This is a genomic window from Bradyrhizobium sp. TM239, from assembly GCF_036247985.1.
Classification (GTDB): domain Bacteria; phylum Pseudomonadota; class Alphaproteobacteria; order Rhizobiales; family Xanthobacteraceae; genus Bradyrhizobium; species Bradyrhizobium ottawaense.
This window is the reverse complement of record NZ_BTIR01000012.1, coordinates 1-15573: the sequence shown is the minus strand read 5'-3', so window position 1 is coordinate 15573 and position 15573 is coordinate 1. Positions and strand designations below refer to the sequence as shown.

Annotated in this window: 14 protein-coding genes; 7 read left to right on the top strand and 7 right to left on the bottom strand. The window is 66.1% G+C overall.

Annotated elements, in window-relative coordinates; all coding sequences use genetic code 11:
* Positions 1 to 48 precede the first annotated feature (48 nt).
* The 4 genes from AABA84_RS21475 to AABA84_RS21460 all read left to right on the top strand — a co-directional run bounded on the left by AABA84_RS21475 (position 49) and on the right by AABA84_RS21460 (position 3941).
* Positions 49 to 873, top strand: a complete 825-nt coding sequence (locus AABA84_RS21475) for an FkbM family methyltransferase (protein WP_338313026.1) — start codon at positions 49 to 51, stop codon at positions 871 to 873.
* An 18-nt stretch (positions 874 to 891) separates the two neighbouring features.
* Positions 892 to 1278 carry a VOC family protein gene (locus tag AABA84_RS21470; RefSeq protein WP_212252122.1) on the top strand — a complete coding sequence of 129 codons (387 nt, stop codon included), beginning with the start codon at positions 892 to 894 and terminating at the stop codon, positions 1276 to 1278.
* Positions 1279 to 1361: 83 nt separating this feature from the next.
* Positions 1362 to 1604 carry a hypothetical protein gene (locus AABA84_RS21465; protein WP_338309468.1) on the top strand — a complete coding sequence of 81 codons (243 nt, stop codon included), beginning with the start codon at positions 1362 to 1364 and terminating at the stop codon, positions 1602 to 1604.
* Positions 1605 to 1790: 186 nt separating this feature from the next.
* Positions 1791 to 3941 carry an OmpA family protein gene (locus AABA84_RS21460; protein WP_338309467.1) on the top strand — a complete coding sequence of 717 codons (2151 nt, stop codon included), beginning with the start codon at positions 1791 to 1793 and terminating at the stop codon, positions 3939 to 3941.
* 72 nt (positions 3942 to 4013) lie between these two features.
* Here the strand turns inward: AABA84_RS21460 and AABA84_RS21455 are convergent, their stop codons facing one another.
* The 7 genes from AABA84_RS21455 to AABA84_RS21425 all read right to left on the bottom strand — a co-directional run bounded on the left by AABA84_RS21455 (position 4014) and on the right by AABA84_RS21425 (position 11938).
* A complete protein-coding gene (locus AABA84_RS21455) occupies positions 4014 to 5771 on the bottom strand; it encodes an alkaline phosphatase (protein ID WP_338313024.1) in 1758 nt (585 codons plus the stop codon).
* Positions 5772 to 5975: 204 nt separating this feature from the next.
* Positions 5976 to 7313, bottom strand: coding sequence for an argininosuccinate synthase (argG, locus tag AABA84_RS21450; RefSeq protein WP_212243073.1), 1338 nt, complete (start codon positions 7311 to 7313; stop codon positions 5976 to 5978).
* 92 nt (positions 7314 to 7405) lie between these two features.
* Entirely contained in the window at positions 7406 to 8182 is a 777-nt protein-coding gene (locus AABA84_RS21445) for a phosphatase PAP2 family protein (RefSeq protein WP_212243075.1), read from the bottom strand.
* 54 nt (positions 8183 to 8236) lie between these two features.
* The gene (locus AABA84_RS21440) at positions 8237 to 8731 is read right to left on the bottom strand and encodes a hypothetical protein (RefSeq protein ID WP_338309203.1); all 495 of its coding nucleotides are present in this window, start codon (positions 8729 to 8731) and stop codon (positions 8237 to 8239) included.
* Between the two features lie 166 nt (positions 8732 to 8897).
* Positions 8898 to 10100: a 23S rRNA (adenine(2503)-C(2))-methyltransferase RlmN gene (gene rlmN, locus AABA84_RS21435; RefSeq protein WP_338309202.1), complete on the bottom strand. Its 1203-nt coding sequence runs from the start codon at positions 10098 to 10100 to the stop codon at positions 8898 to 8900.
* Between the two features lie 232 nt (positions 10101 to 10332).
* Complete coding sequence (locus AABA84_RS21430) at positions 10333 to 10980, bottom strand: invasion associated locus B family protein (RefSeq protein ID WP_338309201.1); 648 nt, start codon at positions 10978 to 10980, stop codon at positions 10333 to 10335.
* Between the two features lie 118 nt (positions 10981 to 11098).
* Complete coding sequence (locus AABA84_RS21425; protein WP_212243081.1) at positions 11099 to 11938, bottom strand: SDR family oxidoreductase; 840 nt, start codon at positions 11936 to 11938, stop codon at positions 11099 to 11101.
* Between the two features lie 249 nt (positions 11939 to 12187).
* Here AABA84_RS21425 and AABA84_RS21420 point away from each other — a divergent pair, with 249 nt between their 5' ends.
* The 3 genes from AABA84_RS21420 to AABA84_RS21410 all read left to right on the top strand — a co-directional run bounded on the left by AABA84_RS21420 (position 12188) and on the right by AABA84_RS21410 (position 15507).
* Positions 12188 to 13162: an NADPH:quinone oxidoreductase family protein gene (locus tag AABA84_RS21420; RefSeq protein WP_122400343.1), complete on the top strand. Its 975-nt coding sequence runs from the start codon at positions 12188 to 12190 to the stop codon at positions 13160 to 13162.
* Between the two features lie 315 nt (positions 13163 to 13477).
* Positions 13478 to 14326, top strand: a complete 849-nt coding sequence (locus AABA84_RS21415) for a hypothetical protein (RefSeq protein ID WP_338309200.1) — start codon at positions 13478 to 13480, stop codon at positions 14324 to 14326.
* Positions 14327 to 14343: 17 nt separating this feature from the next.
* The gene (locus AABA84_RS21410; RefSeq protein ID WP_338309199.1) at positions 14344 to 15507 is read left to right on the top strand and encodes a TAXI family TRAP transporter solute-binding subunit; all 1164 of its coding nucleotides are present in this window, start codon (positions 14344 to 14346) and stop codon (positions 15505 to 15507) included.
* Positions 15508 to 15573: the final 66 nt, after the last annotated feature.

The window sequence follows — 15573 nt, the reverse complement described above, 5'->3', positions numbered from 1 at the left end:
GCATCAAAACCGGCTATGCATGCGCCGCTTGCAACGAGGACCGCCTGCTTGACGACCGACAACGCCCCTTCGTCCGCGCCGTTCGGCGCGTTTGCGCCCAATGCGGCGCAGGCTGCGATCATTCGCCTCGCACAGCAGTCGGGGCTGAAGCGCGGCGCGTTCCGGCCCTGGATGTCGCGGCTGGTCAACCTGCTGCGCGGCGGCCCTGTCGACGTGCAATATCAGGGCGCATCGTTCCGCTTCTACCACCAGGGCAGCGCGACGGAGCGCGGCGCGCTGTTCAATCCCGATTACAATCTCGACGAGCTCGACTTTCTGCGCCAGCACACTCCCGCGGGCGGCGTGTTCGTCGACGTCGGCGCCAATGTCGGCACTTTTGCGCTGGTGATGGCGCGGCAGGTCGGCACCAGGGGCAAGGTGGTTGCGATCGAGCCGCATCCCATGACGTTCGCGCGGCTCTCGTTCAACCACGCCGCATCGGAGACGCCGCAGGTGCGCCTGGTGCAGGCCGCGGCGGGCGATGAAGACGGCGAGCTGATGATCGAGAGTGGCGGCGGTAACCTTGGCGCCACGCACGTCGTCACCGGCACGGCGAGCGCCGAGGCCATCAAGGTGCCGTCGCTGCGGCTGACGCGCATTCTCGACGAGGCCGGCGTCACGCAAATCGACTCGCTGAAGATCGACGTCGAGGGTTTTGAGGACCGCGTGCTGATCGGCTTCTTCCGCGATGCACCACCCCCGCTATGGCCGCGCGCGGTCGTCATCGAGCATCTGTCACACAACGAATGGCAGCAGGATTGTATTGCCGACATGGTCGCGCGCGGATTCGCGATCATGCGCAAGACACGAAGCAATACGTTCCTCTCACGCTGAACGACGAAGGAGGTTACGATGATCGACCATCTGGGTTTCTCCGTCTCCGACTATGAGCGCGCCAAGGCATTCTACGCCAAGGCGCTGGCTCCGCTCGGCTACGGCCTGATCATGGAAGTCACGGCGGAGCAGACCGGCCACGCTGCCGCCGCAGGCTTCGGCGCCGACGGCAAGCCGGACTTCTGGATCGGCGGCGAAGGCGCCATGAACAAGCCGGTGCATGTCGCGATCTCGGCCCGCGACCGCGCCACCGTCGATGCCTTCTACAAGGCGGCCATCGCGGCCGGCGGACGCGACAACGGCCCGCCCGGCATCCGCCCGCATTACCATGCGAATTACTACGGCGCCTTCGTGCTCGACCCTGACGGTCACAACATCGAGGCCGTGTGCCACGCGCCGGAATAAGTCAGAGCCCGCGCGATGCGATGAGGAACATCGGCGCCACATCATCGTTGTCCTTCCCCGGACAACTGATCCCGATGATGCCGATGCCGATCGAACCGCCCGAGATTCCGCCGGCAACACCGGGGACTCCCGCCGAACCGCCACCCGGCATTCCGCCGGGCAATCCGCAGCCTGAAATCACGCCGCCGGTGCGCGAACCCGGCTCGCCACCGCGGCCCGACGAATTGCCGGGCCGCATGCCCGAAGAGATTCCGTCGCGCGGGCCGAACGGGCCGCTGACGCCGAATCCTGCGACCGATGCAATTCCGCTGCGGAAGCACGCGTGAAGCGGCCGATCACATGCGGGGCAATTGCAACCAGCGTCTGAATGCGCAATGAACGTTGCCGGAGTGACGTGATTTCCGTGCAGAAATAAATCGGGCCGCGACCGCTTCGCCCGCCACAATCCGGCCTAACGCGTAGCTGTTCATCCCAACACTTCGTCAAAGAACCTTCCGGGGAAGTTCACCACCATGACCAATCTTCGTTTCGTGCTGCTCGCGACGACGGCTCTGACCGCGATGCAATTCGCAAGCTCCGCATCGCAAGCGCAAAGTGCGCCGCCGCTCGTGGTCGCGCAGGCGCAGCCTCAAGACACGGGCCCTGACGGAAAACCGAAGCAGCCGCCGAAGGGTCCCGCGGCTGCGCCGCCTGCTGCGCCCGCGCGCCCGGCCGCTCCGCCGCCCGCCGCTGCACCGCCCCACCCGCCCGCTGCGCCGCCGCCGGCAGCCGCACCGCCGCGTCCCGCCGCGCCGCCACCGCCTCCGCCGCCACCTGCGGCCCGTCCGGCGCCGCCGCCGCCACCCCCGCCCCCTGCCGCACCGAAGCAGCCCTCGCCGCCTCCGGCCGCGGCGCCGCAGCAGCACGCCCCGACACCTCCGCCTCCGCCGCCAGCGGCACGCCCGGCTCCCACGCCGCCGGCACCGCCTCCTGCCGCGGCCCCGCAGCACGCGCCGACGCCGCCGCCTCCCGCAGCACGTCCGGCCCCGACGCCGCCAGCGCCGCCGCCTGCAGCAACGCCTCCGGGCCGCCCCGGCCCGGCGCCCACGGCGACGCCTTCTCCGGCGCCCGCAGCGCCGACGGCACGGCCGGGAGCGCCTGCTCCGACCGCCGCGCCTGCCCCGACTGCGACACCCGCGCCAACGACAACACCTGCGCCGACCGCAACGCCGGCTCCGGGCAGCACGCCCGGCGCACCACCCGCTGGCCGCCCCGGCGCACCGCCACCCGGCGGACGTCCCGGCACGCCTCCGGCTGCAGGATCGCCGGCTCCTGGTGCCGCGCCCGCTCCGACGGCAGCGCCTGCTCCCGGTGGAACGCCGACGCCGCCGCCCGGACGCCCAGGTTCGGCAACGCCGGCCCCCGGCGCGACTCCAGCCCCGACTGCGACGCCGACTCCTGGCCAGCAGGGTGGAACGCCGCCCGCAGCCGGAACCCCGGCTGCAGGTCCGCAGGCTGGTGCCCCGCCCCGGCCGCCGGCGCCTCCCGCCGGCGTCGCGGCACCGAGCATCGTGCCGGGCTCGGCGGCCGCAACCCCGCCGCCCGACAGGGTGCGGAACACTCCGCCGACGGTTGCGCCGGCCTTCCGGACCGCCCCGACGATCGCCGCGCCGTTGCCGCCTCCGCCGCGCCCGCAGCAGCGCGACCTGACCCCGCTCGCGATTGGTGCAGGCGTGGTGGCGGGCGCGGTGATCGGCGCCACCATTGCCGACATGCACAGCCAGCGACGCGAGGTCGTCGAAGGCGGCCGCACCGTCTATACCGAGCCGGACCGCATCATCATCCGCGATCCGGGCGGGCAGGCTTACGTCCGCGGCAACGACCTCTATCGCTTCCGCTATGGCGCCCGCGACATCCGCACCGACACCGTCGGCGGTGAGACCCGCACCGTCGTGGTCCGTCCCGACGGCAGCGAGGTGATCACCGTGGTCGGCGCGGACGGTTCGCTGCTGCGGCGAATCCGCAGGGACCCCCGCGGGCGCGAGGTCATCATCATCGACAACACCTACCGCGATCCGCGGGCGGTCGGCGGCTTCTATGTCGACGTGCCGCCGCCGGTCGTGAACATTCCCTATGATCGCTACATCGTCGACGCCCAGGAAGCGTCGCCGGACGTGATCTACCAAACGATGGTTGCACCGCCGGTGCAGCGGATCGATCGGCGGTACTCGCTCGACGAGATCCGCTACAGCCCCAATGTTCGCATGCAGATGCCGAGCATCGACGTCAACACGATCATCTTCGAGACGGGATCGTGGACCATCCCGCCGGACCAGGCGGCCCGGCTGCAGGTGATCGCCGACGGCCTCAACCAGGCGATCCAGCGCAATCCGCGCGAGGTGTTCCTGATCGAGGGACACACCGACGCGGTCGGCAACGAGGTCGACAATCTGTCGCTGTCGGATCGTCGTGCGCAATCCGCAGCCGAGCTGCTGACGCAGCAGTTCGGTGTGCCCGCGGAGAACCTGACGTCGCAGGGCTACGGCGAGCAGTACCTGAAGGAGCAGACGCAGGGGTCGAGCGCGATCAACCGTCGCGTGACCATCCGCAACATCACGCCGTTGCTCAACGGCGGCCAGGCCTCGCTGCCGCCGCCCCCGGCCGGCACCGCGCCGCCGCGCTGAGGCGAAACGCAAACGCAAATGCAAATGGCCGGGAGCAATCCCGGCCATTTTTGTTTGGACCGCGCGTGGCGGCTACTGCCCGGCGGCCAGACCGAGCGCGTCGACCATGAGGCGAAAGACCTCGGTATTGTCCATCGAGCCGTGCACGCGCTCGCTGCCGGGCCCGGTCGCCGTGAGGATGACGTCCTCGCCCGAATGCACACTGGCGCCGATCATCGCCGACAGATTGCCCGGGCGCAGCACCGCGCCCGGGACGTCCTTGTATTTGTCGTTGGCCTTGAAGGTCCCGTCGTCGCCCGCCTTCACGGTGGGCTCGTTCGGATTGTCGAGCTTCGGGCGGAACGTCTCGTAGTGGTCCGGCAGGCTGGCCGAGAAGATCGCGAGCCGGCGGCTGACATCGACGCGTGACGGATAGCCATCCGCATCGGGCGCCGGATAATTGGGAAATCCGGCCTGCTCGTAGACGCCGACGCGCTCGCGCAAGGAAACGTTAGGCGTGGCGCTCATGTCGTCGTTGATCGTGCCGACAAGGCTGTTGGGATGATTGTGGTCCGCGAGCACCAGGATGAGGGTATCGTCGCCCCGCGCACGCGCCCATTCGCGGGTCTGGCGCACCACATTGTCGAGCATGATCGTGTCATAGACGGCCCGCTCCATGTCGAGCACATGCGCATATTTGTCGATCAGTCCGGATTCGACCATCAGGAAGAAGCCGGCCTCGTTCTTCGCCAGGATGTTCAGCGCTGCCTGCACCTGCTCGGTCAAATCAGGCTGCTCGGGAAACTTCTTCACGCCGCCGCCCTTCAGGAATTTGCGGTCGAGCACGCCGTCCATGTTGCCGGCGGCGAACAGGCCGAGCAGCTTGCCGGTCTCCGGCTTTGCGGCGGCAGAGCCGAGCTCGCCGGCTGATGTCGCGACCTCATAGCCTGCATCACGAACCTTCGCGATGTAGTCGGTCTCGTCCTTGCGTTTCGAGCCGGCGGCCGACTTCGGCAGAAAATTCGCGCTGCCGCCGCCCATCAGCACATCCGGTTTGGCCGCAAACAACTGCTCGACGATCTCGTCATAGGCGGCGCGCCGGCGGGTGTGCGCGACCATCGCGGCCGGCGTTGCGTCTTCGATCTCGGTATTGGTGACGACACCAATCGCCATGCCCAGCCGCCTCCTCGCGAGGCTCGTGATGGTTTCGACCCGGGGATCGTCGAACGGGCTTGCGGTGCGATCCGCGTAGACGCCGAGGGCGTTGACGGCACTCTTGTGCCCGGTCGCATAGGCGCTGGCCGAGTTCGCGGAGTCCGTGATGATCGAGTCCGAGCCTGCGGTCGCCACCAGGGCCATATGAGGCATGTCGTCGATGGCGAGCTTGCCGCGGCTCTTGCCCTCCGCAATGCCCTTGGACAGGATTCGGGCTGCGACCCGATGCGCCGGCGACATGCCATCACCGATGAACAGGATGACGTTCTTGGCCTTGCGCGGACCCGTGTCGTAGACCGTCCATGTGACGCTGCGCTGGCGCGTGCCGTCGCCCACATCGACGGCAATGCTGCCCGGCGTGGTCAGCGTGACGTCGCGCAGGATCAGCGCCGACTGCTCCTTGCCGTCCTCGCGCTCGATGAAGGTCGCCGAACGGCCGAACGCGGTCGCATAGTCCGCGCCGTTCACCGTCACCTTCAGCTTGGCCGGATCGACCGGCCCGGGAAACTCGACCTTGAAGTCGAACTGCGCGCCGGCCAGGATCTCGGCACGATCGATCGGATAGATCGTCTGCGCCGACAATGACGATGTCCCAATAAGGACGATGAGAGAGGCGAGTGCCGATCCCTTGACCATGCGCGATGCTCCGCGATTCCGTTTCCAACAGAAGCGGAACCGTAATGGTCGAGCATGACATCGTCATTAAGCGCGTAGCTCCAAGGGGGCTACGCGCAATCGCAGGGTTGGCAAAGGCGCGTGAGCGCCGTGCCCACCGCTATCTCGGTCGCGGAAAGATGGTGGGCACGCTTTTGCTTTGCCCACCCTACGGCAGCGAGGGCCTCAGCCCTTGTCGTTCTCGAGCTTGAATATCTGCGAGCCTTCGCTGCCCGACAGCAAACCGGTCTTCGAATAGAGACCGAGCTTGGTCCGGGTGTCGGCGATGTCGAGGTTACGCATGGTCAGCTGGCCGATGCGGTCGGCCGGCGAGAACGCGGCATCCTCGACCTTCTCCATGCTGAGCCGCTCCGGCGCATAGGTGAGGTTCGGGCTCTCGGTGTTGAGGATCGAATAATCGTTGCCGCGGCGCAGCTCCAGCGTCACCTCGCCGGTGACGGCGCGCGCGACCCAGCGCTGCGCGGTCTCGCGCAGCATCAGGGCCTGCGAATCGAACCAGCGGCCCTGATAGAGCAAGCGGCCGAGACGCATGCCGCTGATGCGGTACTGCTCGATAGTGTCCTCGTTGTGGATGCCGGTGACGAGGCGCTCATAGGCGATGTGCAGCAGCGCCATGCCCGGCGCCTCGTAGATGCCGCGGCTCTTGGCCTCGATGATACGATTCTCGATCTGGTCGCTCATGCCGAGGCCGTGGCGGCCGCCGATCGCGTTGGCTTCCAGAAACAGCGCGACGGGATCAGAGAAGGTCTGGCCGTTCAGCGCCGTCGGCTGGCCCTCCTCAAAACGCACCACGACCTTCTCGGCCTTGACGTTGCAGTCGTCGCGCCAGAACGGCACGCCCATGATCGGGTTGACGATCTTGATGCCGCTGTCGAGGCTTTCGAGATCCTTGGCCTCGTGCGTGGCGCCGAGCAGATTGCTGTCGGTCGAATACGCCTTCTCTGCGCTCATCTTGTAGGCGAAGCCCTGCGCGGTCATGAACGCCGACATCTCGGCGCGGCCGCCGAGCTCGTCGATGAACTGCTGGTCGAGCCAGGGCTTGTAGATCTTCAGGCCGGGATTGGTGAGCAGGCCGTAACGGTAGAAGCGCTCGATGTCGTTGCCCTTGAAGGTCGAACCGTCGCCCCAGATGTTGACGCCGTCTTCCTTCATCGCCGCGACCAGCATCGTGCCGGTCACCGCGCGCCCCAGCGGCGTGGTGTTGAAGTAGGTGATGCCGCCGGTCGAGATGTGGAAGGCGCCGGACTGGATCGCGGCGATGCCTTCGTGGACCAGCTGCGTGCGGCAATCGACCAGACGCGCCTTCTCGGCGCCGAACTCCATCGCCTTGCGCGGGATCTCGTTGTAGTCGGCCTCGTCCGGCTGGCCGAGATTGGCAGTGTAGGCGTAGCAGCGCGCGCCCTTCTGCTTCATCCAGAGCAGCGCCGCAGAGGTGTCGAGACCGCCCGAAAAAGCGATGCCGACTTTCTCACCCTTGGGCAGGCTTTTCAGGATCGTGGTCATGGCGCTTCCAATCGGGTCTCAAGGGCTGATGTCATGGACGGGTTGACCGCGCGAATATCAAATTTCGCGGGGCTCGGCACGCATTTAATGGCTTAAACCGAGGGTTCGGGACCGGTCTTGCGGCCGAACAGGCGCCGGCGGAGCCGGTAGGCGGGCATGTTCAGCCGGGTCAGGGCGGCGTCCACCGCCTCGTCCGAGAACCGGGTCCGTGGCCAGCGGTAAATCAGCGCGTAGGCAAACCAGATCACGACGAAACTGACGAGACCGGCGATCGCCACATCCGTGAAGAAATGGCCGCCAAACGCCATCCGCAGCCCGCTGGTGACGGCGCCGAACACCACCGCGCCGGCATAGGCGAGCGGCCGCCATGCCGGCGGCGCCAGTGCAGCCGGCGCCAGCGTCCAGAACGCGGTCGCGCCCTCGCCCGAGAAGAACGAGCAGTTGCGCACGCAGCCGCCGCGCGGATCCCACCAGGCCACGAACTGCTGGTCGCCGGCGAACTCCGTCACCACCACCGGGCGCGGCCGGCCCCAATAGGTCTTGAAGGTGAGATTGGTGAGAATGCCGGCCGACATGATGATCGTGACCAGCAGGAACACGATCGCACGTCCCGACACCATCAAGGGACGGTCGGGCCGGATCATCTTGACCACGAGCGCGACGAGCGACGGCGCAACGAAGGCCCATGCGACCCACATCGCGGCGTCACGCGCAAAGCCCGCCCAGTCGTTCAGCTTGAGCGGAAAGGTCTTCGTTTCAGGGTCGAAGAACAGCGACGCGAGCTTGAGATCGAGCTCGGGATAGAGGCCGAAAACGACACCAATGACGAGCCACAGCGCCAGGGCGATGAAGAGTCCAGTCCGGTTCATGGCGCGCGGTTTAGCGGAGTGGGACGGGGATGGAAACCCCGGAAGCGGCACGACTCATCGCGCGTCCGGCCTTGAATTCGACGGCAGCGGCGGAGGTGGCTGGCGCGGGGGCGGCGGGATGCGCCAGGCGCCGGCATTGCGGCCGGCGATCAACCAATAGACGATCCCGGCGACGATGCCGGCGCCGGTCATGATCTCCAGGTGGCGCCGCACGATACCTTCGAACTGAAACGTGTCGGAGTGAAAGGGAACGAGGCCGAGATAGCAGGCAAGCCCGACGAGGCCGCCGCCCACGGCATAAGCGAGCGCGCTGCGGATGTAGAGCGCTTCGGTGATCGCCACGATCACCGCCGCCGGCACCAGCGCAAAACCTGAGACGAAGATGAAGCCGAAGCCTAGCAAAATGTCGATCGCACCCTGATCGACGGGACCGGCCCCGAGATCGGCAAATTCCGGAAACAGCAGCGCGACGACGACGATCATGCCGCCGACGAAACAGGCGGCGAGGAAGCCGATGAAGATGATGACGAGGCGACCGATCAGGGACATCTGATGGACCTGTTGCGTGTCACCGTCATTCCGGAGCGGTGCGCAGCACCGAATCCGGAATCTCGAGATTCCGGGTTCGCGCTACGCGCGCCCCGGAATGACAGCTCATAAACGCAGATGGCCGGGTCAAGCCCGGCCATGACGAACGTCGAGTACGGTGTCATCCTCAATCCGTCATCGCCATGGCGCGCAGCGCCTCGCGTTCCCGCGCGCTGAGCTTTTCGGTCTCCGACTTGAGCTGGCCGCAGGCGGCGAGGATGTCGCGGCCGCGCGGCGTGCGCACCGGCGAGGAATAGCCGGCATTGAAGATGTATTCGGAGAATTTTTCGATCTGGTCCCAGTCCGAGCATTCATAGGCCGTGCCGGGCCAGGGATTGAACGGGATCAGGTTGATCTTGGCGTGAATGCCCTTGAGCATCTTCACCAGCAGTTTCGCATCGTCGAGCGAATCGTTGACGCCCTTGAGCATCACATATTCGAAGGTGATGCGGCGCGCGTTCGAGGCGCCGGGATAGTCGCGGCAAGCCTGCAGCAGCTCCTTGATCGGATATTTGCGGTTGAGCGGCACCAGCTCGTTGCGCAGCTCGTCGCGCACCGCGTGCAGCGAGATCGCGAGCATGACGCCGATCTCCTCGCCGGCGCGCACGATGTTCGGCACCACGCCGGAGGTCGACAGCGTGATGCGGCGGCGGGAGATGCCGATGCCCTCATTGTCGCCGACGATCAGCAGCGCATCGCGCACCGCGTCGAAATTGTAGAGCGGCTCGCCCATCCCCATCATCACGATGTTGGTGACGCGGCGCGTGCCGTCCTCGCGATCGGCCCAATCATTCAATCGATCCCGCGCCACCATGATCTGTCCGACGATCTCACCGGCGGTGAGATTGCGCACCAGGCGCTGCGTGCCGGTGTGGCAGAAGGAGCAATTCAGCGTGCAGCCGACCTGGGAGGAGACGCAGAGCGTGCCGCGATCGGTTTCGGGAATGTAGACGCACTCTACTTCATGAGCACGCTCGACATTGTCGCCGCTCGGCAGGCGCAGCAGCCATTTGCGGGTGCCGTCGTTGGAGATCTGCTCGGCCACGACTTCGGGCCGGTCGACCGTAAAATGCTGCGCGAGCTCGGCGCGAATGCCCTTCGAGATCGAGGTCATATCGTCAAAGCTTTGGGCGCCGCGGAAATAGAGCCAGTGCCAGAGCTGCTGCACCCGCATCTTGCGCTGCGCCGGCGCGACACCGATCTCGCCGAGTCGATCGGCAAGCTCGCTGCGCGACAGGCCGATCAGCGAGGGCCTCGCTGGCGGCACATAGGTCTCAAGTGGCGTCTTCTCCACCAGGATTGCGTTATGCGGCTCGGTCGTCGGTTGCATTGGTTGCCTGAGGTTGCTGCTGTCTCGTCATGCCCGGGCTTGTCCCGGGCATCCACGTTCTTTTCCGCCTGCGGTTAGCGCGTGGATGGCCGGGACATCTGGTGCGAAGACGCGCTTCGCGCTTTAGCCCGGCCATGACGGCCGAAATTGTGGAACCGGCCCTATATAGCAACCGGAACAGTCGATTGCGACCGTGGCTGTCGCTTAGCCTTAAAGGACTAAGCCTGGAGGCCTACCGCCGGCAATCCTGCGAAATCTTGTCCAGCGCCTGGGCGAGGCCCTTCAGCGAGAAGGTGTCGGTCGTCTCGGTGCCCTTGGCCGAGACACCCTTGACGACGAGCTCGGCGGATTTGCGCATGGCTTCGACCATCCGCTCCTCCTCGGCCGCGTTCTTGATCCAGAGGCCGTCGCCCTGCGTGTACATGGCGAAGGCGGCGCCGCCGACCTCGACCGACGATTCCGAGCCCGGCTTCAGCGCATAGCCGATCATGACCGAGACTTCGTTGTTCACCTTCTCGGCCGGACGGGTCGAGACGAAGGCATAAGCGGGATCGCGCGGCCGATTCGGCGGATTGGTCTTCGACGACGAGGGTTTTGCCAGCGCGAAGCAGACCTTCTTGCCGTTGGGCGTCGCCGAATAAGCGCCCCAGGTGCCGAACTGGCCGATCAGGGTCGGCTCCGCGCCACCCGCAACCGCCGCTGGCGGGGCCGCCGGTTTGCTCTCCGGCTTTGCAGCGGTCTTTGCGGTCGGATTGGCGGTCGGCGCCGCCGGCTTTGCCGCGGCCTTCGGCGCCGGTTGCGCCGTCTGCGCCCGCGCAGAATCGGCGATCCCCCCGGCCGCCACGCCAGTCATCAAAGCTAAAATCAGCACCCGCCACATGCTGGAGTGGTTCCCTCAATATTGTGACTGGAAGATGGCCCGGCCGCGCTTTGTCCCCGCGGCAGGGATAGCCGGGAAAGTCCAATTTGGGAAGGCAGTTAGCGGTATCAGCGCCGCCTTAAGCTTTGGATCGCGCGGCGCGCTGGTCGGCCCATTGCGTCTCGGTCCAACGCAACAAATCCTCGGCGCCGGAACTGCGCAAATGCGCGCCACCGTCGATGACGACCATCTCGCCATTGATGTAAGCAGCGCGGTCCGAGACCAGGAAGCTGGCGAGATCGGCAAGCTCGCCATGCTCTCCGGTCCGGCCAAGCGGATTGCGCGCGGTCCAGCCCTCGTCACGGCCTTCGGGGCGGAGCTGCCCCGACGCGCCCGCGGTCGGAAACGGACCCGGCGCGATGGCGACGGTGCGGATGCCTTTCGGCCCCCATTCCACGGCGAGACTTCTGGTCATCGCCAGCAGCGCCGATTTCGCCATCGCCGACGGCACGGTGAAGGCGCGGCCGGTGATGGTCGAGGTCGAGAGGATCGAGAGCACGACGCCGCCGTGCTTGTCCTCGATCCAGCGCCTGCCGGCGGCGAGCGTGCAGTACATTGCGCCATGCAGCGTCGGCGCCAGGATCGCATCGGCCGCTCGGAACGACAGATGCTCGCTCTGCGCGATGAAGGTCGCGGCAGCGTTGTTGACGAGGATGTCGAGCGGCGCCTCGCGCCAGATCTGCTCCATCATGCTGTCGACGGCGGCGCCGTCGCGGATGTCGCAGGCGATGGTGGCGACCTTGCCACCGGTCTGCGCGCGCATCTCGGCTGCGGTTGTCTCAAGCCGGTCGAGCTTGCGACCGCAGATGACAAGCTCGGCGCCGAGCGCGAGGAAGCGGCGTCCCATCGCGGCGCCGAGGCCCGATCCGCCGCCGGTGACGAGGATGCGCTTGCCCGCGAGCAGACCTGTTTCAAACATCGTTTGAATCCTTCTCGTTTGTCATTGCGAGCGCAGCGAAGCAATCCAGAGTCCGTTCTGCGGAAATAGTCTGGATTGCTTCGCGGAGCCTGTCATCGGACCGCGCTTCGCGCGGACCCGTTGGCTCGCAATGACGCGAGGATAGGCTGCGGCAAGGTCACTGACAAAAGAATCCGGATTGTCCGGTCGCGCTAAATCCGGCAGAAACGGCCAAACTATAATTCCACTCGAAACGCCCAAGGTGCCGCCATGAAAGCCATCCTCTGCTCGCAATATTGCCAGCCCGACGATCTCGTGCTCGCCGACGTGCCGGATCCGGTGGCCGGTCCCGGCGAAGCGGTGATCGCGATCAAGGCGGCGGCGCTGAACTTCTTCGACATCCTGATGATTCAGGGCAAGTACCAGATCAAGCCGCCGTTCCCGTTCTCGCCGGCCGCGGAAGTCGCGGGCGTGATCGAGAGCATCGGCGCCGGCGTGACCGATCTGAAAGTCGGCGATCGCGTGGTCGCCTCCTGCGGCCACAACGGCGCGCGCGAGAAGATCGCGCTGCCGGCGGCCTCGATCGTGAAGATCCCCGACAATCTCGACTACGACCGCGCGGCCGGCATCATCATCATCTACGGCACCGCGCTGCATGCGCTGGAAGATCGCGCCAGCCCGAAGCCGGGCGAGACCCTTGCGGTGTTAGGTGCGGCCGGCGGCACCGGCCTTGCCGCCTGCGAGCTCGGCAAGCTGATGGGCCTGAAGGTGATCGCCTGCGCCTCGTCGGACGAGAAGCTTGAATTCGCGAAGGCGCATGGCGCCGAGCTGACGCTGAACTACGCCAAGGAAGATCTGAAGGAGGGCCTGCGCAAGCTCACCGGCGGCAAGGGCGTCGACATCATCTTCGATCCCGTGGGCGGTGCCTACGCCGAGCAGGCGCTGCGCTCGATCGCGTGGGAAGGCCGCTTCCTCGTGATCGGCTTTGCCGCGGGCGACATTCCGAAGATGCCGCTGAACCTCGCACTCTTGAAGGGCTGCGACATCCGCGGCGTGTTCTGGGGCGCCTGGACCCGGCAGAATCCGGAGAAGAACCGCGCCAATCTCGAGAAGCTCGTGAAGTGGACCGCGGAAGGCAAGATCTCATCGCATGTCGACCGCACCTTCCCGCTGGCGCAGACCGCGGATGCACTGAAGGTGCTCGCGGGACGTCAGGCCATGGGCAAGGTGATCCTGCATCCGTGAGGATGCAGGCGTCGCCATCGCCACATACACAACTGTCACCGCTCGAATCGCCGGCGACGCTGAAGCTGCGCCGGCTTTTTCGTGCGGCGCCGTCTGGTTGAACCTTCCTCAACCATCACCGCCAGAATTGCGGTGCATTCCTCCGCCTCGCCGCAATCAAACCCAACTATTTCCCGATTCGCGCAAACCGCCGTCGTTTTTTAGGCTGATTCAAACGGCGTTTTACCGGTTCCATTTGCGGGACACTTCTGGACAAAAGCAAGAAGACTGAAGCCGGGAATGCCCCTGCGTTGCGTTAGTATGGGGAGCATCACCATGGAGACGACGGCGCATCGCCCGTCGACGGAGTCGAGGGCGCTCGACTCCAATCGAGCCGCATCACATCCGCCGACCGCGTCCTTTATCCGTGCGCGCGCCGCACGGGCCGATCTTTCGCAGGACGATCCGATTCCGCTGTTTCTGTCCGATCCGCTCGGTGCGCCGGACCCACGCGAATATACGCCGGTGGAGTTGCGTTCCAGAATTGCGCCGCGTGTTCTCGCGGCCGTTCTGGCGGTGTCCACCCTGGCAGTTCTGGCCGTACTGTTTCAGTCGGACTTTCGCGGCTTCTTCGCCGCCAATGCCGGTAGCTGGGTGGGTATCGCGGCGGACCAGGCCATGGCGTCGGTCAGCGCACCGGCCAGACCGCAGACCTCGCCCAAGGATCCGGACCGCGTGACCAACACGACGTTGGCGAGCGCCGACCCACGGGACCTCCCTGCGCCGCCGGTGCCAAGCCGCGAAGCGATAGTGACCGCCTATCAGGTTGCGCTGCAAGCACAAGAGCCGGTGCAGGCACCGGCGCCCGTCGCGGCACAGCCTGCACCGCCTGAGCCGGTCAGGACGCTCGACGCCGACACGCTGGCCGGGTTGATGACGCGCGCGAAGAGCCTGTTGGGGGTCGGCGATATCGTTGCGGCCCGCCTGCTGCTCGAACGCGCGGCCAATGCGCAGGATGCGACGGCCGCGCTTCTGCTGGCGCAGAGCTATGACCCGGCCGTGCTGGGCACCAGCGATTCGCGGCGCATCGCCGCTGACGCGACCGCCGCGCGCGACTGGTATCGGAAGGCCGCGGCACTTGGATCGGTGGAGGCGCGGCAGCGTCTCGCCCAGCTTCAGCACTAGACGCTTTAGAGGATATCATGCGTAACGCTTTGGGAATGGCGCTTGCCGCCATCATGACGATCTGTGCCTTCGCGGCACGTGCCGAGCAGCAGACCGAATACGATCCGGCCAAGGTCTCGGACAGCCTGAAGGCCATCTTCCAGTTCGGCTCGACCTCGACCAAGCAGTCGTTGAACGCCAACACCGTCACGCTGATCACCGGCACGATCGGCGGCACCTACGTGCAGTTCGGCGCCGACCTGGCCTCGGTGCTCGACGACGGCAACAGGATCCGCGTGCTGCCGATCGTCGGCCGTGGCTCGGTGCAGAGCGTCGCCGACATCCTGTTCCTGCAAGGCGTCGATCTCGGCATCGTGCGGGCCGACACGCTCGACTATCTCGAGCGCAAGGGTTTTGCCAAGGACATCAAGAAGCAATTCACCTATGTGACCAAGCTCTACAACGAAGAGATGCAGGTGATCGCGCCGAAATCTGTCGCGACGCTGAAGGATCTCGAAGGCAAGACGGTTAGCGTCGACCTGCCCAACGGCGGCACCTTCGTCACCGCGCTCACCGTGTTCGAGCGACTCGGCATCAAGGCGAAGTTCGTCTATGTCGAGCAGCGCATCGCGATGGAGAAGCTGAAGGCCGGTGAGATCGACGCCGTCATCGTGGTCGGCGGCAAGCCGTACAAATCAGTCTCGACCTTCGGCAATGACGGCCGCTTCCATCTTGCCAAGGTCGACTATGCAAAGCCGCTCCAGAGCGACTATCTGCCGGCGACGCTGACGACCAAGGACTATCCGAACCTGATCAAGGAGGGCGAGAGCGTGGACACCATCGCCGTGCCGGCGGTGCTCGCTGCCTACAACTGGGCGCCCAACACCGAGCGCTATCGCAAGCTCGCGCTGTTCGTGGACGCGTTCTTCACGAAATTCCCGGCGCTCCAGAACCCGCCATTCCATCCCAAGTGGAAGGAGGTCTCGCTCGCGGCGCCCCTGTCGGGTTGGAACAGATTGCCGGTGGCGCAGCAATGGCTCGACAAGCACGGCGTCGAGCCGGTGACACGGCAACGATTCGAGGCGTTCCTGAAGCAGAGCCCCACGGCCGCAAACGTGTCCGACGCGGACAGGGAAGCGCTGTTCAAGCAATTCCAGGCATGGGACGCGGAGAAGGCGCGGGTGGAGGCGGGGAAGAAGTAGCGAGCGCGTTTCGTCTCCACACACGCCGTGTCATCGCCCGGTCAAGTGTTTAGCCCGGACAGATCA

Excerpts from the sequence above, each read along its gene's own strand:
- argG (WP_212243073.1), bottom strand. The coding sequence starts at position 7,313 with ATGACCACGATCCTGAAAAGCCTGCCCAAGGGTGAGAAAGTCGGCATC.
- AABA84_RS21445 (WP_212243075.1), bottom strand. The coding sequence starts at position 8,182 with ATGAACCGGACTGGACTCTTCATCGCCCTGGCGCTGTGGCTCGTCATT.
- AABA84_RS21465 (WP_338309468.1), top strand. The coding sequence starts at position 1,362 with ATGCCGATCGAACCGCCCGAGATTCCGCCGGCAACACCGGGGACTCCC.
- AABA84_RS21420 (WP_122400343.1), top strand. The coding sequence starts at position 12,188 with ATGAAAGCCATCCTCTGCTCGCAATATTGCCAGCCCGACGATCTCGTG.
- AABA84_RS21440 (WP_338309203.1), bottom strand. The coding sequence starts at position 8,731 with ATGTCCCTGATCGGTCGCCTCGTCATCATCTTCATCGGCTTCCTCGCC.
- AABA84_RS21415 (WP_338309200.1), top strand. The coding sequence starts at position 13,478 with ATGGAGACGACGGCGCATCGCCCGTCGACGGAGTCGAGGGCGCTCGAC.
- AABA84_RS21460 (WP_338309467.1), top strand. The coding sequence starts at position 1,791 with ATGACCAATCTTCGTTTCGTGCTGCTCGCGACGACGGCTCTGACCGCG.
- AABA84_RS21410 (WP_338309199.1), top strand. The coding sequence starts at position 14,344 with ATGCGTAACGCTTTGGGAATGGCGCTTGCCGCCATCATGACGATCTGT.
- rlmN (WP_338309202.1), bottom strand. The coding sequence starts at position 10,100 with ATGCAACCGACGACCGAGCCGCATAACGCAATCCTGGTGGAGAAGACG.
- AABA84_RS21425 (WP_212243081.1), bottom strand. The coding sequence starts at position 11,938 with ATGTTTGAAACAGGTCTGCTCGCGGGCAAGCGCATCCTCGTCACCGGC.
- AABA84_RS21470 (WP_212252122.1), top strand. The coding sequence starts at position 892 with ATGATCGACCATCTGGGTTTCTCCGTCTCCGACTATGAGCGCGCCAAG.
- AABA84_RS21455 (WP_338313024.1), bottom strand. The coding sequence starts at position 5,771 with ATGGTCAAGGGATCGGCACTCGCCTCTCTCATCGTCCTTATTGGGACA.
- AABA84_RS21430 (WP_338309201.1), bottom strand. The coding sequence starts at position 10,980 with ATGTGGCGGGTGCTGATTTTAGCTTTGATGACTGGCGTGGCGGCCGGG.